Here is a 25404-nt window from a genome sequence, read left to right as displayed (position 1 = left end):
GTCGATCGCGGCGCTGTCGGTCGCGGTGTGGGCGCATCACATGTTCGCCACCGGTGCGGTCCTGCTGCCGTTCTTCAGTTTCATGTCGTATCTGATCGCGGTACCGACCGGGATCAAGTTTTTCAACTGGATCGGCACCATGTGGAAGGGGCAGTTGACCTTTGAGACGCCGATGCTGTTCGCGCTCGGCTTCATGGTGACATTCCTGATGGGCGGTCTGTCCGGTGTGCTGCTGGCCAGTCCCCCGATCGACTTCCACGTCACCGACACTTACTTCCTCGTCGCCCACTTCCACTACGTTTTGTTCGGCACCATCGTGTTCGCCACTTTCGGCGGCATCTATTTCTGGTTTCCGAAAATGACCGGCCGGCTGCTCGACGAGCGGCTGGGCAAGCTGCACTTCTGGTTGACGCTGATCGGTTTTCACACCACGTTTTTGGTGCAGCACTGGCTGGGCAACACAGGGATGCCGCGCCGGTATGCCGATTACCTGCCCACCGACGGTTTTCAAACCCTGAACATCGTCTCCACGATCGGAGCGTTCATCCTTGGCGCGTCGATGATTCCGTTCGTCTGGAATGTGTTCAAGAGCTGGCGCTACGGCGAACCGGTCGCCGTCGACGACCCGTGGGGTTACGGCAATTCGCTGGAGTGGGCCACCAGTTGCCCGCCACCGCGACACAACTTCACGGAACTACCCCGCATCCGCTCCGAGCGCCCCGCCTTCGAGCTGCACTACCCGCACATGGTCGAACGGATGCGCGCCGAGCTGCACATCGGGCGCCACGTCGTCGATGCCAGCGAGAAACGCGAGAGTAGCAATCCGCGAACAGCTGACGACGAGCTAGCCGAGCACCGGGACGGAGAAGCTAAATGACGTACCACGTGAGCATGCGGGTGGGCGATATTGCCTTCAACGTGCCACCAGGGTGTCGAGTTCTGGCGTATCTGTGCCCGTTAGCCGCCGGTGCATGGCCCAGGCGATCCTGGCCGCCTGGGTTTTCGCGTGCTCAGCGATGGGCCCCGTAAACATCTCATCGACCGTGCTATTCCATGTGGTCAGCCAACGGACGAAGTGACGGCCGCTCAGCGGAGTCCGGTGGTGGACATGTCGATGGGCATGCAGCGCGCTGCCCCGGTAACGCCCGGCGCGAAACAGCACTGTTTCCCAAAAGTCGCACATCACCGGGATGTGCGAATCCAGCCCGGTGACCTCGCGCACCTTACTAAACGGCTCGGCGAGCACATCGTCGACGAGCACCCGGCCGTAAAAGCGGCGCAGCAGCGCCTCCACATCGGCGCGGGCCGTCAGGTCTGTGCACTCTTGGTCGGGTAGCGCCTCAACGTTAGCCACGTGCAATGACCCGGGCAACGCACAGTTCGGGTTCGACGAACGGCTCAAGCTCGGCCTGTATCACTCGGCGTCGGCCGGTCGAATGGCCTTGGGCTGCTGCTGCGTTGGTGAGCAAGCCCTCCAGTAGCCCACGGTGCAAAGCGCACCCCACCTCGGGGTGGGCGCGGGCCAGATCCCGGACGGGGCAGGCGTGCAGACGAATGGTCTGCTGGGCACCGGCGGTCGACGTCGCGGCTGGGGTCAGCTCGGGACCGAATCCCATCCTTGCGAAAACCGACGCGACCATCGTGGCTCGATCCTCAAGGGTCTCGCTCGGCCTAGTGCCGTCCGAAACATCATGTCCTGCAACTTGTTCGCGTGCTGACCCAGCCGCGAGTCGCTTCGCCCATCGCCGTCCGGCAGCCTCGGCGCGGCGACGGCGCTTGTCGGCGGTGTCGCCCAGTTCCAGCCCCAGGATCTCGGCCAGGCTTCGATAGCCTAGCCGCTCTCGCACCGCGAGGTATCCGGTGCGGGGACGACCAACTTCGGCTCGTGTGATCCGGGTGCGCTCGACGAACCCTTCGTCGCACAGTGCGTCGAGGTGAAAACGCACCGTGGTCACGTGCAGTCCCATCTCAGCGGCCAACTCGGCGGCGTCGACCGCACTGTCGTGCTCACGCACCAGCTCGAGGACCCGTTGGCGTTGTTGATTGCGCCGGGTGTGGTGCGGTCGCTTCGTCCCGTGGTCGGTTTTGTCGTTCATCCCAAGCGTCCTATCGACTTGTTGACCCGCGTCTATTTAGAGGATAGTATTCATTAATAATAACACCCGATGCAAGAGACCGAATCGTCGCTCGCTGCGAATCAGTGTGACGGCCGGGCGGGTCTGTCCGAAGGAGGACCGGTGGCCGTGTCAGCACTGATCAGTTCGGAGAAGGCCTGGGACAGAAGAGAAAGCCCGCGCCCGGTCGAGTTGGACACCATGGTGCAAACCAAGGTCATCGATGATGCGCTCTGCTTGGCATGCCGCGCCCCGTCCCTGTACAACACCCAACCGTGGCTGTGGGTGGCCGACGGCGGCCGACTAGACCTGTTTCTTGATCGCAGCCGTGTCCTGCTCACTGATCGATCGACACGAGAGGGTCACATCAGCTGTGGCGCGGTGATCGATCACCTTCGGGTGGCAATGGCGGCCGCGGGATGGATGGCCACCGTCAACCGATTTCCCAATCCGGCCAACCCCGAGCACCTGGCCACGGTGGAGTTCACCCAGGCGGATTGTGTGACCGACGATCAGCGCCGCCGTGCCGACGCGATCCTGAAACGTCGAACCGATCGGCTTCCATTCATGGCGCCGTTCACCGCGCCGATGCCGTGGAACCCATTTGAGGACCTGCTGCGCCGCAGAGTTGGCGCCGACATTGTGCATCTGGACGTATTGCCTGACGAGATGCGGCCACGCCTTGCTGAGGCTGCCCGGCTCACCGAATCGCTTCGCCTATATGACTCCTCGTATCAATCTGAACTCCATTGGTGGACAGCACCGTTCGAAGCCGCGGAGGGTATCCCGTACAGTTCTCTGGTTTCGGCCGCCGAGAGTGACCGGGTAGGCGTCAATCGAGTCTTTCCGCTCACCCACAACAGGGAACGACGCACCGATATCGGACCGGATTACTCGACGATCCTGATGCTATCCACAGACGGTGACAGTCCCTCCGATGCATTGGCGGCCGGAGAAGCGCTCTCGACCGTCCTGCTGGAATGCACGATGGCCGGCCTGGCCACCTGCCCGGTGACACATTTGACGGAGTTGTCGGTCAGCCGCGAATTGCTCGCCGCTGTAACGGGTCACACTGACCTGCCCCAAGTCCTGATCCGGGTCGGTGTCGTACCCACTCTGGACAACGTGCCGCCAGCCACGCCACGGCGTTCACTCGCTGATGTGTTGTGGCAGAAGAGTCAACCGAGAAAACCGTGATGCGGGAATGGCGCTCACTGCTGTCCGTCGTCGTTGGCACCGACGGTTCACTCTCGGCGGTGGCGGCGTTGGAAGTCCGAGTCAACTACCTCGGTGACGGACTCGCTTTCAACTGGTGAGGTAATACGATGGCATCGAACAGCTTTGGAACCAAGGATCAGCTCACCGTCGACGGCGAGGCCTATGTCATCCACCGCCTCACACGGATCGACGCCGCAGCCCGGTTGCCTTACAGCCTAAAAGTCTTGCTGGAGAACCTGCTACGCAACGAGGACGGGCGACTAGTCACCGCCGACCAGGTCAGCGCGTTGGCGGCCTGGGATCCGACGGCCGAGCATGGTCGGGAGGTGGCGTATACGCCGGCGCGGGTGCTGATGCAGGACTTTACCGGGGTGCCGTGCGTGGTGGATCTGGTCGCGATGCGCGATGCCATCACCGAACTCGGCGGCGACACCAGACGTATCAACCCGCTGTGTCCGACCGAGTTGGTGATCGACCATTCGGTGATCGCCGACGTCTTCGGCCGCTCAGATGCGTTCCGGGTCAACGCCGAACTGGAGTTCGAGCGCAACGCCGAGCGCTACCAATTGCTGCGTTGGGCACAGCAGACGTTCTCAGACTTCCGCGTGGTGCCCCCGGACACCGGCATTTGCCATCAGGTGAATCTCGAATATTTGGCTCGGGTGGTGTTCACCCGCGACAGCGCAGAAGGCACGCTGGCCTACCCGGACACGTTGGTCGGTACCGACTCGCATACCCCGATGGTCAACGGGTTGGGCGTGCTGGGCTGGGGCGTGGGTGGTATCGAAGCTGAGGCGGCCATGCTCGGCCAACCGATGAGCATGCTGATTCCACAGGTGTTGGGCCTCAAGCTGACCGGTGAGTTGCAACCCGGCACCACCGCCACCGACTTGGTGCTGACTGTGGCCGAACTGCTGCGCCGCACCGGGGTAGTCGGCAAGTTCGTCGAATTCTACGGTCCCGGCGTGGCCAACGTGCCGCTGGCCAACCGAGCCACCATCGGCAACATGAGTCCCGAGTATGGGGCCACGTGCGCGATTTTCCCGATCGATGACGTCACGCTCGACTACCTGCGGTTGACCGGCCGCCCCGACCGCCAGATCCGACTTGTGGAGAACTACGCGAAGGAACAGGGCTTGTGGCATGAGATCAGCCACGAGCCGACGTTCTCGCACACGATTGAACTCGACCTGAGCACGGTGGAGCCCTCGATCGCCGGGCCCAAACGACCGCAGGATCGCATCCCGCTACGTGTCGCTCCTCAAGCGATCGCCGCGCTGCTGTCCGGTCAGACCTACGCCGCATCAGTGGAAATCGGCCTGGACGAGGCATCCGCGGAGTCGTTCCCCGCCAGCGATCCGATCGCGGTCAGCCGCAACCACCCCGGCGACCTCCCGCGCCCGCCGCAAACCAACGGTGATGGAGCCAACTGGCCACGGAAACCAATCGAGATCAGCTTGGAGGGCGATCCGGTCAGCGTGGACAACGGGGATGTGGTGATCGCTGCGATCACTTCCTGCACCAACACCTCCAACCCCTCGGTAATGCTGGGCGCCGGGCTACTGGCGAAAAAGGCGGTGGAAAAAGGGTTGACCCGCAAACCGTGGGTCAAGACCTCACTGGCTCCGGGATCCCGCGTGGTCACTGACTACTACGAAAAGTCCGGACTCACACCATATTTGGATGAACTCGGCTTCAATTTGGTGGGCTATGGCTGCACCACCTGCATTGGCAATTCTGGACCGCTGATTCCCGAGGTGAGCCACGCGGTGACCGACAACGACCTGACGGTCTGCTCGGTGCTGTCGGGTAACCGTAATTTCGAGGGGCGCATCCATCCGGAGTGCAAGATGAACTTCCTGGCCTCTCCACTGCTGGTGGTCGCGTATGCGTTGGCCGGCACCCTGCACGCCGACCTGTTGCGCGACCCGCTGGGCATCGGCAGCGACGGACAGCCCGTCTACTTACGCGATGTCTGGCCGTCGACCGACGAAATCACCGAGGTCGTCGACAGCTGTGTGCGGGCCGAGATGTTCAGCAAGGACTATGCCGACGTGTACGCCGGCGATGAGCGCTGGCGAGCGCTGTCGGTTCCCGACAGCGACACGTTCGGATGGGATCCGGAATCGACGTACGTGCGACAACCGCCGTACTTCGAGGGAATGGCCCGCGAGCCCGAGCCTGTCAGCGACATCACCGGCACCCGGGTGCTGGCCAAGCTGGGCGATTCCGTCACCACCGATCACATCAGCCCGGCCGGGTCGATCAAGACCGACTCACCCGCGGGAAAGTACTTGTCCGAGCACGGGATCCAACGCAAGGATTTCAACTCCTACGGCTCACGGCGGGGCAACCACGAGGTGATGATCCGCGGCACGTTCGCCAACATCCGGCTGCGTAACCAGCTCGCGCCGGGCACCGAGGGCGGATGGACGCGCGACTTCACCCAGCCCGGCGGCCCCGTGGCGACCATTTACGACGCTTCGGTGAACTACGCCCACGCGGGCATGCCCCTGGTGATCCTCGCCGGCAAGGAGTACGGCTCCGGCTCGTCGCGCGACTGGGCCGCTAAGGGGACCGCCCTGCTCGGTGTGCGTGCCGTGATCGCCGAATCCTACGAACGGATCCACCGCTCCAACCTCATCGGGATGGATGTGCTGCCGCTGCAGTTCCCCGAGGGACAAAGCGCGGACACCCTGGGTCTCACCGGTACAGAGACGGTCGACATCACCGGTGTCGACGCACTCAACGACACAATCCCCGATACCGTCCATGTCAAAGCCGGCGACGTCGAGTTCGACGCGGTCGTGCGCATCGACACCCCCGGCGAGGCCGACTACTACCGCCACGGCGGCATCATGCAGTACGTCCTGCGGCAACTGCTCGGCAACGGACCTGCGCTTCCAGCGGCGGTACGCGATGGCGAGGCAAAAGGAGTACCTCATGGCTGATGCACTGAAAACGCTCAACGCCGCCGGGGTGTCCATCTGGCTGGACGATCTGAGTCGGAAGCGGCTGACCTCCGGCAGCCTTGCCGCCATGATCGAACAGCAGCATGTCAGCGGAGTGACGACGAACCCGTCCATCTTTGCCAAAGCGATTGGACAGACGACCGCCTACCAGGCGCAGATGCAGGACCTGGCGGCACGCAGTGTCGACGTGGGCGAGGCATTGCGAGTACTCACCACCTTCGACGTCCGAGGGGCCTGCGACGTGTTACGGCCGGTGTACGACGCGACCGACGGCGTCGACGGCCGGGTGTCGATTGAAGTGGATCCCCGCCTTGCGCACGACACCGCGGCGACCATCGCCGAGGCCCGTGCGCTGTGGTGGGCGGTGGATCGCCCCAACCTGTTCATCAAGATCCCAGCTGCCCGCCAAGGGCTACCGGCGATCACCACGTGCCTGGCTGAGGGGATCAGTATCAATGTCACGCTGATCTTTTCCCTCCATCGCTACCAGCAGGTGATAACCGCGTTCCTGACTGGCATGGAGCAAGCCCAACGGGCCGGCCGCGATCTGCACGGAATCGCTTCAGTTGCTTCCTTTTTCGTCTCCCGGGTCGACACCGAGGTCGACACCCGGCTAGACAAGATCGACACCGACGAAGCCACGGTGCTGCGTGGCAAGGCCGCCATCGCCAATGCCCGGCTGGCCTACCAGCGCTACGAGCAGATGATCACGACAGAACGGTGGCAGGCGCTGCAGGCGGCCGGCGCGCGACCACAACGCCCGTTGTGGGCGTCCACCTCGACGAAAGACCCGGCCTACCCCGATACCCGGTACGTCGTGGATCTCGTCGCGCCCGGGGTGGTGAACACAATGCCGGAGGCAACGTTGCGTGCTGTGGCCGACCACGCGGTGATTCCCGCCGACTCGGTTCGGGAGCATTACGCGGCCGCACAGGACGTGCTCGACCGATTGGCGGCGGTCGGCATCGACTACGACGACGTCGTCACCCACCTGGAGGATGATGGGGTTGAAAAGTTCGATGCCGCTTGGGATCACCTCGCCGACCAACTTCGCGACGCTCTCGGTAGCCGGCGCACAAACGGTGAACATCTGTGATCACGCCGACCCAAACCCCCCCGCAAGAAAGGTAAGGACACCATGACCGAGGTCATGTACCACCCCACAACCCACGAGATCAGCAAACTCCGCAAGGAACTCGCCCCGCACACCCATGATGCGTTTGAAGCGTTCAGCCATGCGGTGTTCGCCGAGGGTGCCCTACCGGAGAAAACCAAACAGCTCATCGCGGTCGCGGTCGCTCACACTACGCAATGTCCCTACTGCATCCGGGGCCACACCCGACTCGCTCGCCGGAAAGGTAACAGCGACCAAGAGATTATGGAAGCCATCTGGGTTGCGGCCGAGATGCGAGCGGGCGGCGCCTACGCCCACGCCACGCTGGCCCTCGAGGAACTCGTCAAGTAGCCAGGGCTATGGATACCGCAAGCCCTGCATCGGAGACCGCGATCGCCGCGGATGTCGCGTCATGTCTGATTCGCGTGTCGAACATGGATCGGTCGCTGAAGTTCTACTGCGATGTGTTCAAGTGCCGTGTGCTCATTCGCGAGTCCGACATGGCTTTACTGTCGACAACCAACGGCTTTCAGCTCTACCTGCAGGCAGACAGTGGATTCCGGCATCGCGGTGCGGGCAGGATCGGTGTCCAATATCTGATGTGGGCCACCGACAGCGAATCCGATCTGGAGCAGATCGCACAACGTCTCCGGGCTTACGACGTTGCCGCCTATTCGTATACCCAGGGCGGTGTGAGCTTCGTCGAAGGCTGCGACCCCGATAGAGAACGGGTAATCATCGCCTATCCGAGCCCCCGGGAGCTGCCCCGCGAAATGATCGCGAAGCGGTTGCACGGTTGAGCCAGCGTGTCGAGATCCTGCTCACATGAGGATGTGTAGCGGGTGTTCGATCAGGTTCACCAGTTCCTGTAGGAATAGTGCAGCTATGGCGCCGTCGAGGACGCGATGGTCGATGGACAGCGTGAGCTTCAATGTTGTTGCAGCAGTGAGTTGACCGTCGCGGACGACGGCCTCTTCCTGGACGGCGCCGACGGCGAGGACAGCCGCCTCGGGCGGGTTGATGATGGCGGTGAAGTGGTCGATGCCGTACATCCCGAGGTTGCTGATCGTGAATGTGCTACCGGTCAATTCGTCGGGTGCGAGCTTGCCGACCCGTGCTCGCGCGACGAGGGTATGCTCCTCGACGGCAATCTCGGTGAGGCTCTTACGGTCCGCGTCGCGGATAACGGGCACCAGCAGCCCGTTGTCGGTAGCCACGGCGCAACCGATGTTTACGCGGCTATGGCGCACAAGGTGATCACCGCCCCACGAGGAATTGACGTGGAGGTGGGTACGTAGGGTTACGGCACACGCCCGGATCAACAGATCGGTCACGCTGATTTTCGGCCCGGTATCGCAGAAGTCCGCGTTGAGTTGGGCTCGTAGCTTTTGCAGTGCTTCAGCGTCAGCGACCGAGGTGAGGTAAAAGTGCGGTGCCGCAGCGCTTTCAGTGAGCCGTTGCGCCGTGATGCGTCGTATTGACGACAGTGGTACTTGCTCATCATCTTCGGCATTAGCCGTCGACCCCACGGCCGATGCGGCAGGTCGTGCCGCACCCGGGCGCTGGCCGACGACGGCTTCGATATCTGCGCGCACGATGCGTCCACCGGGCCCGGTACCGGTCACGTCGGTCAGCTCAATTCCGTGCTCACGCGCGAGCTTGCGTACGAGTGGAGTTGCGCGCATCGGCTCGGCAGCCGTTGACGTCTGAGTCGGAGCGGGTTCGGCGGGTGCCGCAACGGATGCGGGTGTGTCAGCCACGGCCGAGATGCTATCCGTCACCGCAGTGGAGACCGCTTGCTCGGCAACAGGTTCGGTGTCGGTGGCCAGTGTTGGGTCGCCGATAACGGCGATGGGCTGGCCGATAGGGACGGTGCTTCCGGCTGGAGCGATGATTCGGGTCAGCACGCCACTGTCGTAGGCTTCGAGTTCCATGGTGGCCTTGTCGGTCTCGATTTCGGCGAGTGTGTCGCCACGCTGGACCACGTCACCTTCGCGCTTAAGCCATTCACCGATAACACCTTCGGTCATGGTGTCCGACAGCCGTGGCATCAGCACGTCTGGCATAACGGTACCTCTCAGTAGGTGAACCGGCTGGCGTCGAGAACCTCGCCGATGACCTTGGTCAGATCGGCGGCGTCGGGTAGGGCTACCAGCTCGAGCGGCTTCGCGTATGGCAGGGGCACTTCGGCGCTGGCGACCCGGCGGATTGGGGCATCGAGGTAGTCGAACGCACCTTCGGCGATCGTTGCCGCGATCTCGGCGCCGACCCCGTAGCTGAGCCAGTCGTCTTCGAGGATGACGGCCCTGCTGGTCTTGCGCACCGAGGCGCAGATTGTCTCGCGGTCCAACGGCCGCAAGCTCCGCAAATCGACCACCTCGATAGACACGCCGTCGGCCTCGAACTGGCGGGCGACATCTAGGGCGATCACCGTGGAGCGCGAATATGCGACGACGGTGAGGTCAGTGCCCGGCTTGACAATCGAAGCCGTCCCGATCCGGGCGATCTGCTCGCCGTCGGGAACCTCGCCCTTGGTGTTGTACAGCGCCAGATTCTCTAGGAACAGCACTGGGTCGTCGTCGCGGATGGCGGCGCTAAGCAGCGCCTTAGCATCGGCCGGAGTGGCGGGGGTGAGCACTTTCATGCCCGGCACGTGCGCGTACCAGACTTCCAGATTCTGCGAGTGGGTCGCTGCCAGCTGCTGTCCGCCGCCGCCCGGGGTGCGGATCACCAGCGGCACCGAAACCTGGCCGGCGAACATCGCGTGCATCTTGGCGGCATGGTTGACGATCTGGTCGAGAGCCAGCAGGCTGAAGTTGATCGTCATGATCTCGACGATCGGTCGCATGCCAAGCATCGCCGCGCCGATCGCGGCACCGACGAATCCCTCCTCGCAGATCGGTGTGTCGACTACTCGGGTGGGCCCGAATTCGGCCAATAGCCCGGCCGTGATCTTGTAAGAGCCTTCGAAGACACCGATCTCCTCGCCGATGAGAAATACCGACTCATCGCGCAACAGTTCAGCCCGCAGCGTGTCGTGCAGCGCTTGCCGATACGTCATTACGGTCATGGCTGGTCTACCGGTGCGGAGATGACAGGGTCACCTGGCAGCTGGTGTGGCGCATTGGCTACCGCCGTGGCATAGACGTAGTCGAACAGCTGGCCAGGACTCGGGTAGGGGCTGGCATCGGCGAAATCCACGGCGGCGTCGATCTGCGCCTCGGCCTGTTCCTCGATGTTCTGAGCCGCCTTGTCGTCGAGGACGCCCGCCTCGATCAGCCGCTGGCGGAACGCTGGAACGGGATCGAGCCTGCGCAGCTGCTCGGCTTCTTCGCGGGAGCGATACTTGGCCGGATCCACCACGGAGTGACCGCGAAGCCGCTGGCAGACGGCCTCGATCAGACCGGGCTGACGCTCGGTCCGTGCACGCCAGAGGGCTGCCCGGGCCGCATCCCGTACCGCCAGAACATCGTCGCCGTCGACCCGTTCCCCAGGGATCCGGTAGGAACAGCCGCGCTTGTACAGGTCGGGTTCTGCGGCTGCTTTTTCTACCGGGGTTCCCATACCCAAGCCGTTGTTGATGATGACGTACACGATCGGCAATTGCCACAGCCCGGCCAGATTGAGCGATTCGTGAAACGCACCGATGTTGGTCGTTCCGTCGCCGAGCAAGCACATCACGGCTTCCGCGTCGGGACCGGGCGCACCGCGATAGGTGAGCGCAAGCGCCGCACCGGTGGCCGGCGGGATCTGGCCGCCGACGATGCCGTATCCGCCGAGTAGGCGCAGCTTGCGGTCGAACAGGTGCATCGAGCCACCGCGACCCCCGGACACGCCTGCGGCTTTGCCGAAGAGTTCCGCCATGATTCGGCTCGGTTCGAGTCCACGGGCGAGGGCATACCCGTGCTCGCGATAGGTCGTGAAAAGGTAGTCGCGTGGCTCCAACGCCGCCATCAGGCCGACCACGGTCGGTTCCTCGCCGAGGTTGAGGTGACAGTATCCGCCGATTTTGGCTCGCTGATACATCTCGGCTGCCCGCAGCTCGAACGCCCGAATCAGCGCCATCTGGCGGTAGTAGTCGCGCAGTGTCTCCCCGGGTTCTTGGTCCCGGAATACTGCGGGTGCATCGGGACCGGTCCGCGGGTCCACGGGAGTGGGCTGGACCTTCATTGCCCTCCTGCCTTGGCGATGTCTCCCAGCGGAGTTGTTCAGTGAGACAACGGCTTACGCGCCGGGTGGTTGTTCCTGAAGCACGAATTGCTCGCTGGTTGCCTGACACCTGGGGCACGCGCTCGGAGGATGCTCGCCGCGCGTTGGCTCGCCACAAACTTGGCAGACCCACTCGGTGGCCATCGCGGCCACGATGTCATGGCGGCTCACGATCCCGACCAGACGGCCCTCCTGCACTACCGGAACCCGGCGGATGCGCCGGTCGACCAGCAGGTGTCGGATATCGTCCACGGCGCAATCCACGCTCACGCTGATCACCGCCGTCGTCATCAGGTCACTCGCCACTGCACCGTTCTTGGACAGCAGGTCATGCTCGCTGATAAGGCCCAACAGCGTGCCTGCCTCATTGACCACCGGCGCCGCACTGATCCGGTGCCGGGCCATGGTCTCGGCCACCTGGTGCGTTGAAGCGTCAGCTAGGACGGTGATCACCGGCGAGGTCATGATGTCACCGGCTGCGACATGGGCCAGCGACGCCGCGACGCCATCCTGCGGGTACACGTTCGCAGGATACGCCTTTCGGGCGTCAGAGATTTGGCATCTGCATGCAACGCGAGTGATCCAGTGCAAGTTGCTGTCCATGCACGCAATCGCACTGCGTCAGTTCGCAAGTCGGAAAGCACGTGTTTCCTGACACGGGTAAAGAAATCCCAAAGGGCCGGCAAGCAATCGACCGCTTGCTTCGATTGCATCACTCATAACTCTTGCTCTGGCCAACGTGCGCATCGATGGTCTAGAGTTTACACAAATACTGGTTGTAAAAACAACACCGTGGGTTCCAGTTGGGAGTCAGTGAGTATGAGTATTGCGGAACGGTCCACGCAGACCACTTGGGAGGGTCCGCTGGGGTCTGGCCAAGGCAAACTGTCGGACGGCAGCAGCGGAGCACTGGATGACCTGCGGGTGACTTGGGCTTCGCGGACCGAGCAGCCAGGGGGCAAGACCAGTCCGGAGGAGCTGGCCGCGGCAGCGCATTCGTCGTGTTTCGCGATGGCGTTGGCATTGAAGTTGGGCGAAAACCACACGCCGCCACAGCAACTGGATGTCACGTCCACGGTGACCCTCGATGCGGTCGACGGAATCCCGACGATCACAACCTCGCGACTGAAGGTCAGCGCACAGGTGGCAGGGCTGGACGCCGACGCGTTCGCGGCCGTGGTGGATCAGGCGGCCGCCTTGTGTCCGGTGTCGCGATTGTTTGCCGGCGCTGAGATCAGCGTCGACGCCGAACTCGCCCGGCCCGGCAGTCCAAGCCCCAACTGACCAAGGAGGGATACCATGCCCAATTTGGCGCTGTCTGCCGTTCTGAAACGGGAGCACCGCGAAATAGACAGTGGCATAGAAGCTTTCGTTGAGAAGCTCGACAGTGGCTGCGTGCAGCCCGAACCACTGACTGCGGCGTTGGAAGCGCTGCGCCGGCACATCTACCTCGAGGAAGTCTTCCTGTTCCCTCCGATCCGCGAGGCCGGGATGGTGATGCCGATCTTCGTGATGATGCGCGAGCATGGCGAGCTGTGGCACACCATGGACGCTCTGACAGATCTGCTCGGTGACGGAAAGGACAGCGGGCGGCTGCGAGATACCTGCAGCCAGCTGCTGGATCAACTCGACCAGCACAACTCCAAAGAGGAGCCGGTCATCTATCCGCATGCGGACGCCGACGTGCCACCACAGACGACCGCGGAATTGGCCCGGTTCATCGAGACCGGCCGTACCCCCAATGGTTGGGTTTGTCAGCAGGCAGGTCAGTCGGACAAGGATTTCTGACCGCTGCGGTCGCACCGCTCGATTCGAGCGGCTTTCATCCCAAACCCGCCGGAAGAAGTGGCAGGGACGGGCCACCGGAAGGAGGCAGCAAGTGAGCACAAACAAGGTGCGGGTGCGCCGGGTTTACGACGCCCGCGCCCGCGGCGACGGAAACCGCGTGCTGGTGGACCGGATCTGGCCGCGCGGCTTAACCAAGGAAAAGGCGGATCTCGACGAGTGGTGCAAGACAATCTCCCCCTCCACCGAGCTGCGCAAGTGGTACCACCACGACCCGGAACGGTTCACCGAGTTCGCGCGGCGCTACCGGGCGGAGCTGACCGAACCCGAGCGGGCCGAGGCGCTGGCACATCTGCGGACGCTGGCGCAGGACCGAAAAAGCCTGACGCTGCTGACGGCAAGCAAGGCCGTCGACATCAGCGAGGCCACCGTGCTTGCCGAGATGCTGAGCTAAGCGGTTCCCCACGACTGAGTCGCAGACACCGCTGCCACGCAGGACCCGATCGCGTTCGACAGCGATTGCCGCGAAGGCAGCCACCTTCCGTTCTTATTTTTAGAGGATATAATTCCTTTATATCGGTAGTGGCCAACGGAAAGATGCGAAGATGGCGGTCGATAATGCAAGGCAACCGCAGGGTGTCATGTCGACGGCTGAACGAGGCCGGATTTTCGATGCACAGTCAAGGCGGAAGGTCCGCTGATGTCCGCACCAACTTTTCAACTCGATGTCCCGCAAGTGCGCCAAACGGCCGTCGGAGGCCTGCGATTGCGGTTGAAGCCCACGCACCGGTCCCGCGCCTTCGTGCAGGGCGCGTGGTGGCCGCGGTCGGATCAACTGACCACCGAACTTCCGCCCCTGCTCGCGGCACTCTCCTTACGGTTGGGCCGCATCAATCGAGTGGTCTATGACGAAAACAGCTGGGCACCAACATCTTTAAGGACCACATTTGGAAGTGGCGACGTGATTCTCGACGGCTCCCCTGGCGAATCGATCAACACACTATCGGTGATCGGCGAGCAGTTCGACACGCTGGTTCTGCTGGTAGTTCCCCCCTACACCGACGCGGGCCGCGCGTACACGATCGTGATGAGGGCGGCAAGCCCAAACGACGTTTCCACCGCCGACGAGCTGCTCGGGATCGGCCCACAAGAAGCCGCAGATCGCCAGCAGGCACTGATCGCGCACCAGCGGTGGGAGTCCGAAGGCGGAGCGCTGCGCCAGGCGGCACCCGAGCGCGACAAATCCGCCGCACCAGCCCAAAGTCGGGAGGTGCACTGTGCTCAACGACCATGATCTCAAGGCCCTGCGCAAGATCGGGCGCCGGCTTCGGGCGGAAAGTCCCAAATTGATTCGGCTGGTTCACAGCCTGGAGCCGCGCCCAGCGACAAGTCGGCGCAAGTGGGCCCGCGCGAGAATGCTCGTGTTTGCGGTGGCGTTCACGTGGTTGGCCCTAGCAGGACCACGCGTTCTCAACGACGCGGAAATCAGAGCCCGGAAGACTCCGCCCCTACCGCGAAGATCGCCGCCTTATGACACCACCACGCGCCACACTGGCCCTGCCCCAGACCCCGACGCCCAGGCAGCCGAAGTCATGGCCGAACACCCGGCCGCACTTCAACTTCGACTCTTGCAAACCGTCGTCGAGGTCGCCGCGGAGAAAAACTCGACCCTGGTACTTGCCTTCCCCGTCGAGCTCCTTCGGTTTTTGGAAAAAGCGACACAGCAAGGATCCGAGTGGCCCGACATGGCAAGCGCCGCTGCGTCATCCGACCCGGGTAGGGCTCCCGACGGCCAGACGGCGGGACTAGCCCCACCACAGATCCCCGACGACGCCCGCGGCCTCGAACTCAACACACACATCGCGGGTCGGCATTCCGGCTGACCAAGTAGCGTCCGAACCTTCGAACGGAGCAGTCATCATGTCAGAACGCGCCACGTTCATTATCGTCGGCGGTGGGCTTGCGGGAGCCAAAGGCGCAGAAGCCCTGCGCGACAACGGCTTCGACGGCCACATTGTCCTGTTCGCCGAAGAGCAACTCCTGCCCTACGAGCGGCCCCCACTGTCCAAGGAATTCTTGGCCGGCAAGAAAACGCTCAGCGACTTCACTACCCTTGACGCTGACTGGTATCGCGAACATGATGTCGATCTGCGGCTCGGTATGCGGGTCGCGGCCATGGCTCCATCGGCACACACTGTCGAGCTTGCCGACGGCACTACCGTCGGATACGACAAGCTCCTGCTGGCAACCGGCTCTCAATCTCGCCGCCCGCCGATACCTGGATCCGACGCCGACGGGGTGCATTATCTGCGGACGTTCGACGACGCGTCGACGCTAGATTCTGCGCTTGCCGAGGGGTCGTCACTGGCTGTGGTGGGTGCTGGCTGGATCGGGCTCGAGGTGGCCGCGAGCGCCCGGCAACGTGGTGTCAACGTCTCCGTCGTCGAGACCAACAAACTTCCGCTGATGGCCGCGCTCGGCGAGGAGGCCGGCGCGGTGTTCGCCACACTGCACCGCGACCATGGCGTCGACCTGCGGCTGCGGGCGCAGGTCGCCCAGATCTCGACCGCCGGCAAGAAGGCCACCGGCCTCACACTCGCTGACGGTTCACAGATCATCGCCGATGCCGTGCTGGTAGCTGTCGGGGCGCAACCCAACATCGAACTCGCTGAGCAGGCCGGGCTGGCGACCGGCGACGGCGGCGTGCTGGTAGACGCGTCGCTCCGCAGCAGCGACCCCGACATCTTCGCGGTCGGCGACATCGCCGCCGCCCAGCATCCGCTGTTTGGCACCCGAATCCGCACCGAGCACTGGGCGAACGCGCTCAAACAACCTGCCGTGGCGGCGGCCGGCATGCTCGGCAAGCGGGCCCAGTACGCCGAGCTGCCCTACTTCTTCACCGACCAGTACGACCTCGGCATGGAATACGTCGGACATGCGCCCCGCTACCAGCGGGCGGTGTTCCGCGGCGACGTCGACGCCCGTGAGTTTGTCGCCTTTTGGCTCGATGACAGCAACAGGGTCTTGGCCGGGATGAACGTCAACGTTTGGGATGTGCTCGATGACATCAAGAACCTGATCCGGGCTCAGGCCGCTATCGACCCCGACCAGCTCGCGGATGCGCAGCGTCCACTGAGCAGGCTACTCACCACGTAGGGTCCTCGGATTGCTCTGTCATCCCCAAGCCGTCCTCACCAATTTCGGGTCCCCCGCCGACGAACACCGCAAACTCCTCCCCCTGCCGTAACAGCTTGGTGCGCACCGAGATACTGCAATCGCTCAACGTTGGTTCAGTTAAACGCTCTTGGCGACAGTCAGCAGGACGACGGAGTCTTCTTCGGCGTGTAGACCGTGCCGGCTCGGCGGGATTACCAGGTGGTCACCCGGGGCTCCCTCCCAGCTGGTATCAGGCGCTGTCAGCCGGACGTGTCCCTGCAGCACCTGCAAGGTAGCCTCGCCGGGGTTGCCGTGGTCGGATAGCGCTGATCCGGCGGTCAAGGCAACCAGAGTTTGCCGCAGGGTGTGTTGGTGACCGCCGTACACCGTGTGTGCACTACGGCCGCTGGCGGCTCGGTATGCAGCCGCCAACTGCTGGCGTGCAATAGCGGTAAGCGAGATCTTGTCCATCTGGCTGGCCCTTTCCTTGCCGATGGCGCTCGGAGCGCTGTAATGGTCGTTGAGGTTAGGCACCCCCAACGTCCTTTCGTCCAGTTGCCCTCAGCTATTTAAATGATATTATTCATTAATATTAGTCCGGATGCAAGAGGCTGATTCGTCGCCCGCCCCGAATGAATGTGTGACGGCGATCATTTCGGAGAAGGGCTGGGGTAGAAGGGAAAACCGGAGGCGGGTGGTGTGGACATCATGATGGAAACCAGGGCGATCGAGAATGCAGTGCCGCTGGCATGTCTCCCTGTCCTGGTATCGGCACGGCTGTCGTAAGGCGCGGAACGAAAGGTTACTGCTGCAATGAGCACCCAGTTTCCCGACGCCAACACGGTCCGCGCAGTCCTTACGTTGGCTACCCGAGCCCCTTCCATCTATAACACGCAGCCGTGGCGCTGGCGGGTGGATCGTACGAGCCTGCACCTCTATTCCGACCCGGGCCTGCAGCTACCCCACACCGACCCGGATGGCCGCGACTTGACGTTGAGTTGCGGTGCAACGCTGAACCACTGCATCGTCGCTTTGGCGGCGATGGGTTGGCATGCCGACCTGCATCGTTTACCCGATCCGGCCGACCCCACTCACCTCGCCGCCATCGAAATGTGTCCACACACACCCGATTACGACGACATCACCCTGGCGGCGGCGATACCGCGCCGCCGAACCGATCGACGAATTTACAGCGCTTGGCCGGTTCGGGCCGGTGATATCGCCGTGATGGGTGCCGTGGCCGCTCGGATGGGAGTCGCGATGCGCCAGGTAAACGCTATGGACGAGCTGAACAAGATCGTGAAGCGGGCCGTCAGGGATCACGCAACCAACCATGATTACCTCGTCGAGCTCACCATGTGGAGCGGACGGTACGGGTCGAAAGCCGGTGTGCCGACCCGCAACACCCCCGAGCATGACTGCAGTGCACCGCTCCCCGGCCGCATATTCGCGGATCCTGGCCTGGCGCAGCCGTCGGGCGCCTTACCCGCCGATGACCGCGCTGTCATCCTGGCGCTCGGCACCGAGGCCGACGACCGTCTGGCTCAACTGCGCGCAGGCGAGGCGACTAGCGCGGTGCTGCTGACCGCAACGGCGATGGGTCTGGCGAGCTGCCCGGTCACCGAACCGCTGGAGATCCGCAAAACCCGGGACGCGGTTCGCTCCAACGTCTTCGGCACCGAGGGATATCCTCAGATGCTGCTCCGCATCGGCCGGGCTCCGGTCAATGCGGATCCGTTGCCGCCGACCCCGCGACGCCGGCTTTCCCGCGTCGTGGAGTGGTGGAGCGATCCTCAGCCGCAAGCTGAAAAGTAAGCGAAATATATTCGCATAGAATGAATCACAACGGTGTCGCCGCCTACTATGTTCTGGATGGCGGGTGTGATGCCGGTGCGACTACCCGCCCGGATTCGCTTTCATCCACCGTGAAAGTGCGCCGCTCCGGCACGCCGAGCAGTCCATTGCCAGCGCGGTAGCGCTGCAACGCCCCGCCGGCGCCTCTCAACGCCCAGTCGGTCGCGCGTTTGATCGGGCTCTTGGTGTTCATCGACGGTTACATTCGCCCGTACGCCAGGGCCACGATAAGAAACGATACGGCGATCAAAAAGAAAATCATCGCGAACGGGTCGATTAGGTCGAACATCATGCGATCACCCCCCGCGTCTCAGCTGTCCGCTGACACTTTTGGATCATTCTGGGCAGCGCTCGAAACCCGTCGCCGCCAAAGAAATCCACGCCGCAATGGTCGACGATTAGAGGCCACTCGGAACTAGTGAGGTCGTCGATGTAGTCGCTTAGCCGGTCCGCGTTGCAGGCGTCGACTGCACCGCGTACCTCGACAATCGTTATGTCCGGCCGGAAATGAGTGCGAAACGACATGCCGAAGTGATCGGTAGGCGCCGAACGAGCGCACGCAGGCGCGCTTGTGCGGGTTTCGGTGAGATAAGGCGTGTTAGCGTTAGACATCGAAAAGAAGGTCTCGTAATTGCTTGTGCTCGTGACTAATTGGAGTTTTCATAAATTCACATCAGCCGTGTGAATGCCGTACGGCACGGCATTAAGCAGTGTCACGGCGAGGGCGGCGCCACTGGGCAGGTTGTAGGTGCAGCGCTCACCGGGGCGTGCGCCGACGATGGCGGCGCCAAGCGGGGATTGGATCGAGTAGACCTCTAGGTCGCCGTATTCGGCGTCCCGCACACCCAGTAGGAATGTTTCGGTGTCTCCGGTGTCGTTGTAGCGGATGGTCACAACCATGCCGGGTTCGGCGATCCCGTCATCGGGTGGGTCCTCACCGATGACGGCATTCAACAACAGGTCATGAATCCGTTGAATCCGGACCTGCCATGCGCGCAGGACAGCGGCGCTGCTTTCGTCGTCCTCACCGTCAGCGCCTGCGGTGGCGAATAATTCACGCAGGGTGTCCAGTTCCCGTTGGAGCCGTTCGTAGGCTTGCGGCGAAATCCACGTGCGCGTTTGAGTGTTGGTCATGTCTGTTCCTTTCCTAACGCGACAATGGTGGTTATGGGTGGCCCGGCGGGAACATGGGCCGCTGATGCTCGACGTTCCGTTCCCGCGCGACGGCTGAACTCGCGCAATAGCGCATCACCACACGCCGAATCGGTACGCCCGGCCGATCGGGTCGGGCCTCGCGCCAGCCCGTCTATCTAGCGGCGCGCGAAGCAGACAAAGTCGTCGGTGCGTGCTCTGTTTTGCGGCCGGGTCCGATGGCCTATGGCCTCCAGCGGCCACCGCTACGTCACCATGGAACAGTCTTTATGCGCCAACGGAACAGACTGTGAACCAAGGCGTTTTGCCGGATACCTCCCGCAGGGCACCGCTTTCAGCAGCGTCACGGGCCGCGGTGTCTCATCAGGGGTTGCGTAGAAGCGTTGATCGCCGGGACGGGCACCGGCAATCACGCGGCCTAGCGGCGAGGCCATCGAGTAGACCTTGATCTGAGCGTCGTCCACGTCAGGCCTGCCGAGCAGAAACGTTTCGGTGTCGCCGGTATCGTCGTAGCGGATAGTCAAAACCATGCCCGGTTTGGCGACGGGGTCGAACATGGCTTCTTCGCCGACCACTACCGCGTTGGTCAGCAGATCCTCAATCTCACGGATGCGTGCTTGTCGCGCCGAGTGGCGCGCGTGGAGATTCGCGTCGAAGTCCATGAAGTCGTCGGGAAGTTCAACGGTGCGGCGCGAGCGATGGGAGGCAAGTTCGTGGTGTAGCCGGGTGTAGTCCTGGTGTGTCATCCGGATGCGTTGGATGGTGGTCATTGTGTTTGGTGTCCTTCCGTATCAAGAGGAATGTCGTCAGGGGAGGGCCGGAGGCGGCGACCGCCCCTGACGACTCGGGTCGCCCTTGGTGGGCGAAGTATTCGCTGCGGTTAGGCCCGCGGCTCCCTAGCTGAACTTGGGTTGCTAATTCCATTGTCTCGTGGATGCCGCGGGCAGTGCTTGCCCGAGCCGGACAATGGCGCGGTCGTCCATTGTCCTTCTCCGACAACGGCCCACCGGATCATGGCCTTCATCAGCGTCGCAACCCGTACGAGAATGAGAACGCGTGATACGATGCGCGCGTGCGCACTTGGCGCGTCTATGCAGCGCGATATCCACATCTCGTATCGCGCGACATGCGCGCTCGAGGAACTGCGTATCGCCCTGGTTTAGGGTCGGCTGATGTGCCCGCGGTCGTCGCCGACCAGATTGTCGAAATCACGTTGCCATCGCGTGTGGCGGGCCCGATTAAGGATTGCGCGGGTGCCGGCGAAGACGCCCACCGCGGCGATGGCCACGCCCAACCAGGTCACAACTGCGGCCACCACCGCCTCCTCCGCGGCGGCTCGCGTCGGTACGGGTGGGCCGACCTGGGAACCTGTTTTGTCCACCCAAATTTCGATCGGATCGCCACTTTTGACTGTCCGCTCCGCTTTGACGACGCCGGTGTGTTCGGCGCCAGCATCAAACCATCGGGCGGGTACCCAAACTGTCGGGCTTGATGGATTTGGGCGGGCGTCACGCTCGCCGGCGACTGTCGCAGTCACTATGCGCCGAGCTTGCGCTTGTTCGGCGTAGAGGCTGCTGCGGGAATCATGGACCGCGGTGCCCACGGCGGCGGCCATCGGGATCGCCATCAGCGACATCACGACGGCCAATACCACAACCAGTGCCTCGACCCGATCGCTGAGGCGTATCAGGGGGTTGCGGCCGAACAATCTCTGCACAAAGGGCCACCGCGGCGCGCGCACGCTGAAGGTGTCCATCGCGGCGTGGTCATCCAGCCCGTGGCCGGCGCGCCGTTGATAATCAGGCTGCGGAGCGGTCATCGGTCAATTCCTGTCGGTGGGTCGCTATCAGCTCCATGGTCGCGCGGATGGGCGCCGCAAGCTTTGCCGAAGCCAGACAACGACGCCGCGTCCCTTTGTCGCATTTCGACAGCGGCGCTGGTTAATCGGTGTCGGTGGCCGCGAGTTCGATAAGCATGGCCAGCCGCTTTCTGGCATCGTCCAATGGCAAGTTGGTGATCTCGGCCATCTTGCGCAGCCGATAACGCACAGTGTTTTCGTGCACCCCCAAACGCTTGCCGGCGCCGACCGGGTCGCCCTGGGCCTCCAGCCAGGCCCGCAGCGTCGCCACATAGTCGGTGTCGTTGGCGTGGTCATGGCGGCGCAGCTCGGCGACCGGCCCACGATCGGGGAACCGACCCGACCGCGCCGCAGTGCGTAGACGTTGCAGCAGGATCTCATCCCACGACTCGTCATACGCCGGAGGCGCCGCCCGCGGTGATGCTTCATGCAGCGCAAGACACTCGTCGGCCTCCCGGCGGGCCGCAGCAAGATCTGCTACCTCTGCCTGTCCGCTGATGCCGGCCAAGACCATTGCACGTTCGGGTAAGGCTGCTCGCAAATCGCTCACCCAGCGCCGCGCCGCCGCCACCTCCTCACCGGGAAGCAGGGTGTAGACGGTGTTGCCCGCCAAAGCACTGCGACCCGGGCGTGACCAGCCGAACCCGCTAGTGGCACGCTCGAACGCCAACAACAGAGCGGCATCGCGGTCCGCTCCGATGAACGCTTGCAGTGCAACCACCCGTAGCGAACTGAGCGGCAGGCCTAGCCTGCTGGCCAGGGTCGCGCCATCAGCGCTGCCTTCCAATAACCGGATCACAAGTTCGGATTCGACCTGGCGCTCCAAGTCTGCGCTGGCTCGTGACCGCAGTAGATGCAGGGCTACCGTGTGCGCACCCTCGACCAAAGCGGTGCGCGTGTCCCCCGCCAACGGCGCCGAGCATGCCACCCACACCGACCCAATGAGTTCTCGTCCGGAGCGCACCGCCACGACCATGCGTCCGGTCAACCCGTGTGCGGCATCCTCGGCAACAAACAGTGGGTCGTCGGAGGCCGCCAGGTGAGCGAATACCCCTCGGGCATCGAAGAATACGCGCAGCTCTTCCGGTGTCTGTCGTTCCAGGATTGTCTCAGCCCGCGCTGAGTCAGCGTGTTGCTGCTGCCGCGAATAGGCCAGTACCCGCAACAGCTGATCGTGGATGACGACGGCGCCGCCGATTGCATCCGCCAGACTGTCAGCAAGCGCGAACAAATCGGTGGGACCACGGCCGGATTCAGTCTCCCGGCCCTCCAGCACCAGCCCATAGACGACGGCGGCCAACTGGCTCCACGGCAGGGTCTCGTCGACCACCATTACCGCGCCAACCTCGGCGTCACCGTCGAACGTTATCGGCTCATCACCGTCGCGGATCAACACCACGACAGCACGCGCCGCCGCCGCCCACCGCACCGCTTCCTGAAGCGAGCCGGCACCGATCGCCAGCAACACATCGCCCACCACGGGGTGGTCCACCGCAACTTCAGGGATCACCACGCTGCGCAGTTCAGTCGACCTGGGCACTGACGACCAACGCAACCGGGCGCCATAACCACCCAGCACGTTCACCAAGCGGTCCAAAGTGATCACAAGCCGCTCCCAATCCCGCACCGATCAATCAGCGTAAGCAGGGTGGTGAACTACTCCAACACCCAGGAAGAAGCTGCTCGACAAGCTCAAGCAGCAGAACGTCGATTCGCTCTACGCTGACGCGGCTACACCGGGCGCGTTTCCCCAGCCGAACCACAAGGTGCCTTAGCCCCCTTACTCCTCGCTTGGGGTCTGCGGCACCGCAACGTCCCATACGAACCTGTCGCATAGGGCCGGTCGATCAGCAGCTCCACGAATGGCGGCCGGCACATGTGCATTTCATATGCAACCAATCCAAACAGCCACGGACAGGTTATCCCCCCGCCTACGCTCCCCCGATGCTCAATGGATCAACTGCGCGGGACATCATGCCGCGAACCGCACTCGTCATCACATCGCTAATCGTCGGCATCGGGATCGCCACCGCACCAAGCGCATTGGCCGACCCACCGTACAGGAACTGCAGTGAAGCCCACGCCGACGGCCGCTACAACATCCCGTCGAGTGACCCGGCGTATCGACCGCAGCTCGACCGCGACGGCGACGGTCTTGCCTGCGAGCCCTACAAGGGCAGGTAACCGGCGGCTGAAAGACGTCGATTGGGTAGCGGGTCAAACGCCGTCCGGCGCCTCGGGCAATAGTTCTCGTGCACCTGAAGCTTGTTGTTGGAGTATGCGTCCCGGTGTCCCACCGAGCTTGCTGGGCTCGTCAGACCCCTGAACGACAAAAATCCCGTTCGCCTAACTTCAATCCCAGTACCAAACGTTGAACTGACGGTGCACGGCGTCTTCCCCGGCCCGCCGGGCCGCGGTCTCCGGCTCCCCACGGCATCGGTCACCTGCCGGACCTGCGCAAACCGCAGAAGCCCCTTCCGTGCTCCGGTCGATCGGCTTAGCACATCGAGGTCGCAGTCCGTCAATTGTCGGTTTGGCAAATTATTTTCCGATTCCGAGGACAACCTTAACGGAACCTGAGATCATTCAGCTCGTCGGACGCCAGTGCAATAGCGGCGATCGACACGTGTCGGGGGACATGTTGGACAACGTAGTCAGCTGCCGCGCACCAGCTCGGCGACAGCATCTGTGATCTTGAGAGCCAGGGGGCACAAATGAAGAAAGTAATTCTCGGCGCCGCGCTGTGCAGCGCTGCGGTGGCATTGGCCGGTGCAGCCAACGCCGACTCGGCCAGCGACTTCCTGTCCGGCTCAGACGACGCACTAATCCTGGGCGCCACCGGCATACCGACACCGGATGCCGCCTACATCAGCGACGCGGAAAACCTGTACCTCAACCCGAACGGGTACGACGGCACCACCGCGACGACACTGGCGCTGACCACTCCGGAAACCAACAACTACGCCACGAGCGTGGCACAGGGCGAGCACATCCTCGTCAACGCGATCGTGGCCGACTACAACGCCGGCGACATGGGCTGCAACGCCTCGGGCGTGTGCAGCGACCCGCTGACGATTTTCACCTACTCACAAAGCAGCGCCATCGCCTCGCTGGCCGAACAGCAACTCGTCGCCGACCACATCCCCACCGAGGCTTTACGTTTCGTGATGCTCGGCGCCAACCCCAGCGGCGTCCCCGATAACCTTTACCCCACCGAGGTGTACAACATCCACGGCGACTTCTACGCGGAACCCGGCACCTTAGGCACATCTTGGCAGGACGTCATGCTCGGGATGGAACTCCATGAGGCCTACCTCGGGTTGACGTCAGTCGAAATCGACTCGGCCACTTCGGTAGTCCACGGAATGACAACCATCTACGACATTCCAACGCTTACCACCACCGAACTGTGGGAAGCGCTGATTAGCGCGGCCGCCGCAGGTACTTAGGCGGACGTCCGGCCGCCATGACCCGGCCTCCTGAGAGGAACCTGAGAAAAGCCTGAGGCTGGGGGCTGCAATTCACGAACGCGGCTTGTGGCCGATGACCATGCGTGTTGCGTGTACTTCAGTGCCCTCGGTGGTTTCGACTACCTCCAGCCAGCCGATCGGGGAGTAAATCTGCGTGTTGACCCGATTGCTCGCGCCGATGCTGACGGAGAGGACGCCGTTTTCGTTGACGGCGTAGGTGTCCTTGTCGCCGTAGTCGACGAAATTGCCAGTGCTGATCACAACCGTGAATGCCATTTGTGGAGTCTCGCACGACACACGGCCTCGCCGTGGTCTTCGCCGACATGATCCATCTGGCGTGGGCCGGCAACGTCATCTCCGGCATGACGCCGATGTTGTAAGTGGTTGTGCGACAACGCCGCTACTCGCTCGGCCCGATCGGTGGTGGCGGCTCGGTGCTCTCGCTAGCGCGTTGCAGATATTGCGGGCAGAAGGCGCTGGCCGCGATCGCGGTGAATTTGGC

The 25404-nt window shown here is 63.2% G+C and carries 28 protein-coding genes and 2 pseudogenes; 16 read left to right on the top strand and 14 right to left on the bottom strand.

Features of this window, described 5'->3' with window-relative positions:
- A partial coding sequence (locus WB785_RS22165; protein ID WP_424081849.1) for a cytochrome c oxidase subunit I occupies positions 1-877 on the top strand: 877 nt, incomplete at its 5' end.
- Between the two features lie 36 nt (positions 878-913).
- Here the strand turns inward: WB785_RS22165 and WB785_RS22160 are convergent.
- On the bottom strand, positions 914-1354 hold the full coding sequence (locus WB785_RS22160) for a group III truncated hemoglobin (RefSeq protein WP_424081847.1): 441 nt from the start codon (positions 1352-1354) through the stop codon (positions 914-916).
- Positions 1347-2096, bottom strand: a complete 750-nt coding sequence (locus WB785_RS22155) for a helix-turn-helix transcriptional regulator (RefSeq protein ID WP_424081845.1) — start codon at positions 2094-2096, stop codon at positions 1347-1349. Before WB785_RS22155 ends, WB785_RS22160 begins: the two co-directional genes overlap by 8 nt.
- A 219-nt stretch (positions 2097-2315) precedes the next feature.
- Here WB785_RS22155 and WB785_RS22150 point away from each other — a divergent pair, with 219 nt between their 5' ends.
- The 5 genes from WB785_RS22150 (at position 2316) to WB785_RS22130 (ending at position 8218) form a co-directional block, all read left to right on the top strand.
- Positions 2316-3311 (top strand): Acg family FMN-binding oxidoreductase, encoded by a 996-nt coding sequence (locus WB785_RS22150; protein ID WP_424081853.1) that lies wholly within the window; start codon positions 2316-2318, stop codon positions 3309-3311.
- Positions 3312-3439: 128 nt separating this feature from the next.
- Positions 3440-6283, top strand: coding sequence for an aconitate hydratase (locus WB785_RS22145; RefSeq protein ID WP_424081843.1), 2844 nt, complete (start codon positions 3440-3442; stop codon positions 6281-6283).
- A complete protein-coding gene (tal, locus tag WB785_RS22140; RefSeq protein ID WP_424081841.1) occupies positions 6276-7400 on the top strand; it encodes a transaldolase in 1125 nt (374 codons plus the stop codon). The genes WB785_RS22145 and tal overlap by 8 nt, the downstream gene beginning before the upstream one ends.
- 42 nt (positions 7401-7442) lie before the next feature.
- On the top strand, positions 7443-7769 hold the full coding sequence (locus WB785_RS22135) for a carboxymuconolactone decarboxylase family protein (protein WP_424081839.1): 327 nt from the start codon (positions 7443-7445) through the stop codon (positions 7767-7769).
- A gap of 8 nt (positions 7770-7777) precedes the next feature.
- Positions 7778-8218 (top strand): VOC family protein, encoded by a 441-nt coding sequence (locus WB785_RS22130; RefSeq protein WP_424081837.1) that lies wholly within the window; start codon positions 7778-7780, stop codon positions 8216-8218.
- Positions 8219-8239: 21 nt separating this feature from the next.
- Here WB785_RS22130 and WB785_RS22125 read toward each other — a convergent pair whose 3' ends face one another.
- The 4 genes from WB785_RS22125 to WB785_RS22110 are packed head-to-tail and all read right to left on the bottom strand — an operon-like array spanning position 8240 to position 12149.
- On the bottom strand, positions 8240-9484 hold the full coding sequence (locus tag WB785_RS22125; RefSeq protein ID WP_424081835.1) for a dihydrolipoamide acetyltransferase family protein: 1245 nt from the start codon (positions 9482-9484) through the stop codon (positions 8240-8242).
- A gap of 11 nt (positions 9485-9495) precedes the next feature.
- The gene (locus WB785_RS22120; RefSeq protein ID WP_424081833.1) at positions 9496-10479 is read right to left on the bottom strand and encodes an alpha-ketoacid dehydrogenase subunit beta; all 984 of its coding nucleotides are present in this window, start codon (positions 10477-10479) and stop codon (positions 9496-9498) included.
- A 5-nt stretch (positions 10480-10484) separates the two neighbouring features.
- Positions 10485-11588 carry a pyruvate dehydrogenase (acetyl-transferring) E1 component subunit alpha gene (gene pdhA, locus WB785_RS22115; RefSeq protein ID WP_424081832.1) on the bottom strand — a complete coding sequence of 368 codons (1104 nt, stop codon included), beginning with the start codon at positions 11586-11588 and terminating at the stop codon, positions 10485-10487.
- Positions 11589-11642: 54 nt separating this feature from the next.
- Entirely contained in the window at positions 11643-12149 is a 507-nt protein-coding gene (locus WB785_RS22110; RefSeq protein WP_424081831.1) for a CBS domain-containing protein, read from the bottom strand.
- Positions 12150-12446: 297 nt separating this feature from the next.
- On the opposite strand from WB785_RS22110, the gene WB785_RS22105 reads away from it, so the two are divergent.
- The 7 genes and pseudogenes from WB785_RS22105 (at position 12447) to WB785_RS22075 (ending at position 16568) form a co-directional block, all read left to right on the top strand.
- Complete coding sequence (locus WB785_RS22105; RefSeq protein ID WP_424081829.1) at positions 12447-12911, top strand: OsmC family peroxiredoxin; 465 nt, start codon at positions 12447-12449, stop codon at positions 12909-12911.
- Between the two features lie 15 nt (positions 12912-12926).
- Positions 12927-13415 (top strand): hemerythrin domain-containing protein, encoded by a 489-nt coding sequence (locus tag WB785_RS22100; RefSeq protein WP_424081827.1) that lies wholly within the window; start codon positions 12927-12929, stop codon positions 13413-13415.
- A 91-nt stretch (positions 13416-13506) separates the two neighbouring features.
- Positions 13507-13866, top strand: coding sequence for a DUF488 domain-containing protein (locus WB785_RS22095; RefSeq protein ID WP_424081825.1), 360 nt, complete (start codon positions 13507-13509; stop codon positions 13864-13866).
- Positions 13867-14112: 246 nt separating this feature from the next.
- Entirely contained in the window at positions 14113-14706 is a 594-nt protein-coding gene (locus WB785_RS22090) for a DUF5994 family protein (protein ID WP_424081823.1), read from the top strand.
- A pseudogene (locus tag WB785_RS22085) lies at positions 14690-14806 on the top strand (hypothetical protein); the annotation flags it as partial. The gene WB785_RS22090 and the pseudogene WB785_RS22085, both read left to right, overlap by 17 nt.
- 180 nt (positions 14807-14986) lie before the next feature.
- A pseudogene (locus tag WB785_RS22080) lies at positions 14987-15295 on the top strand (slipin family protein); the annotation flags it as partial.
- A gap of 37 nt (positions 15296-15332) precedes the next feature.
- Entirely contained in the window at positions 15333-16568 is a 1236-nt protein-coding gene (locus WB785_RS22075) for an NAD(P)/FAD-dependent oxidoreductase (protein ID WP_424081821.1), read from the top strand.
- Between the two features lie 138 nt (positions 16569-16706).
- Here the strand turns inward: WB785_RS22075 and WB785_RS22070 are convergent, their stop codons facing one another.
- The gene (locus WB785_RS22070) at positions 16707-17039 is read right to left on the bottom strand and encodes a cupin domain-containing protein (RefSeq protein WP_424081852.1); all 333 of its coding nucleotides are present in this window, start codon (positions 17037-17039) and stop codon (positions 16707-16709) included.
- A gap of 342 nt (positions 17040-17381) precedes the next feature.
- Between WB785_RS22070 and WB785_RS22065 the strand changes: the two genes are divergently transcribed.
- A complete protein-coding gene (locus tag WB785_RS22065) occupies positions 17382-18383 on the top strand; it encodes an Acg family FMN-binding oxidoreductase (RefSeq protein ID WP_424081819.1) in 1002 nt (333 codons plus the stop codon).
- A gap of 46 nt (positions 18384-18429) precedes the next feature.
- On the opposite strand, the gene WB785_RS22060 is transcribed toward WB785_RS22065, so the two are convergent.
- From WB785_RS22060 to WB785_RS22035, 6 genes are all read right to left on the bottom strand, one after another.
- Positions 18430-18615, bottom strand: a complete 186-nt coding sequence (locus WB785_RS22060) for a hypothetical protein (protein WP_424081817.1) — start codon at positions 18613-18615, stop codon at positions 18430-18432.
- A gap of 95 nt (positions 18616-18710) precedes the next feature.
- Positions 18711-18947: an STAS domain-containing protein gene (locus tag WB785_RS22055; RefSeq protein WP_424081815.1), complete on the bottom strand. Its 237-nt coding sequence runs from the start codon at positions 18945-18947 to the stop codon at positions 18711-18713.
- A 135-nt stretch (positions 18948-19082) separates the two neighbouring features.
- Positions 19083-19556 carry a GreA/GreB family elongation factor gene (locus tag WB785_RS22050; protein WP_424081813.1) on the bottom strand — a complete coding sequence of 158 codons (474 nt, stop codon included), beginning with the start codon at positions 19554-19556 and terminating at the stop codon, positions 19083-19085.
- A gap of 263 nt (positions 19557-19819) precedes the next feature.
- Positions 19820-20344: a GreA/GreB family elongation factor gene (locus WB785_RS22045; RefSeq protein ID WP_424081811.1), complete on the bottom strand. Its 525-nt coding sequence runs from the start codon at positions 20342-20344 to the stop codon at positions 19820-19822.
- Positions 20345-20733: 389 nt separating this feature from the next.
- Positions 20734-21393, bottom strand: coding sequence for an Rv1733c family protein (locus WB785_RS22040; protein WP_424081809.1), 660 nt, complete (start codon positions 21391-21393; stop codon positions 20734-20736).
- A 121-nt stretch (positions 21394-21514) separates the two neighbouring features.
- Positions 21515-23038, bottom strand: a complete 1524-nt coding sequence (locus WB785_RS22035; protein WP_424081807.1) for a PucR family transcriptional regulator — start codon at positions 23036-23038, stop codon at positions 21515-21517.
- A gap of 368 nt (positions 23039-23406) precedes the next feature.
- Here WB785_RS22035 and WB785_RS22030 point away from each other — a divergent pair, with 368 nt between their 5' ends.
- The gene (locus WB785_RS22030) at positions 23407-23616 is read left to right on the top strand and encodes an excalibur calcium-binding domain-containing protein (protein WP_424081851.1); all 210 of its coding nucleotides are present in this window, start codon (positions 23407-23409) and stop codon (positions 23614-23616) included.
- 530 nt (positions 23617-24146) lie between these two features.
- Positions 24147-24881, top strand: coding sequence for a PE-PPE domain-containing protein (locus tag WB785_RS22025; protein WP_424081805.1), 735 nt, complete (start codon positions 24147-24149; stop codon positions 24879-24881).
- 72 nt (positions 24882-24953) lie between these two features.
- Here WB785_RS22025 and WB785_RS22020 read toward each other — a convergent pair whose 3' ends face one another.
- Entirely contained in the window at positions 24954-25178 is a 225-nt protein-coding gene (locus WB785_RS22020) for a hypothetical protein (protein WP_424081803.1), read from the bottom strand.
- Positions 25179-25404 lie beyond the last annotated feature (226 nt).

Origin of the sequence: Mycobacterium sp., from assembly GCF_049585075.1 — a bacterium.
GTDB lineage: Bacteria > Actinomycetota > Actinomycetes > Mycobacteriales > Mycobacteriaceae > Mycobacterium.
The sequence above is the reverse complement of the archived record's forward strand: the minus strand, read 5'-3'. Positions and strand labels throughout refer to the sequence as shown.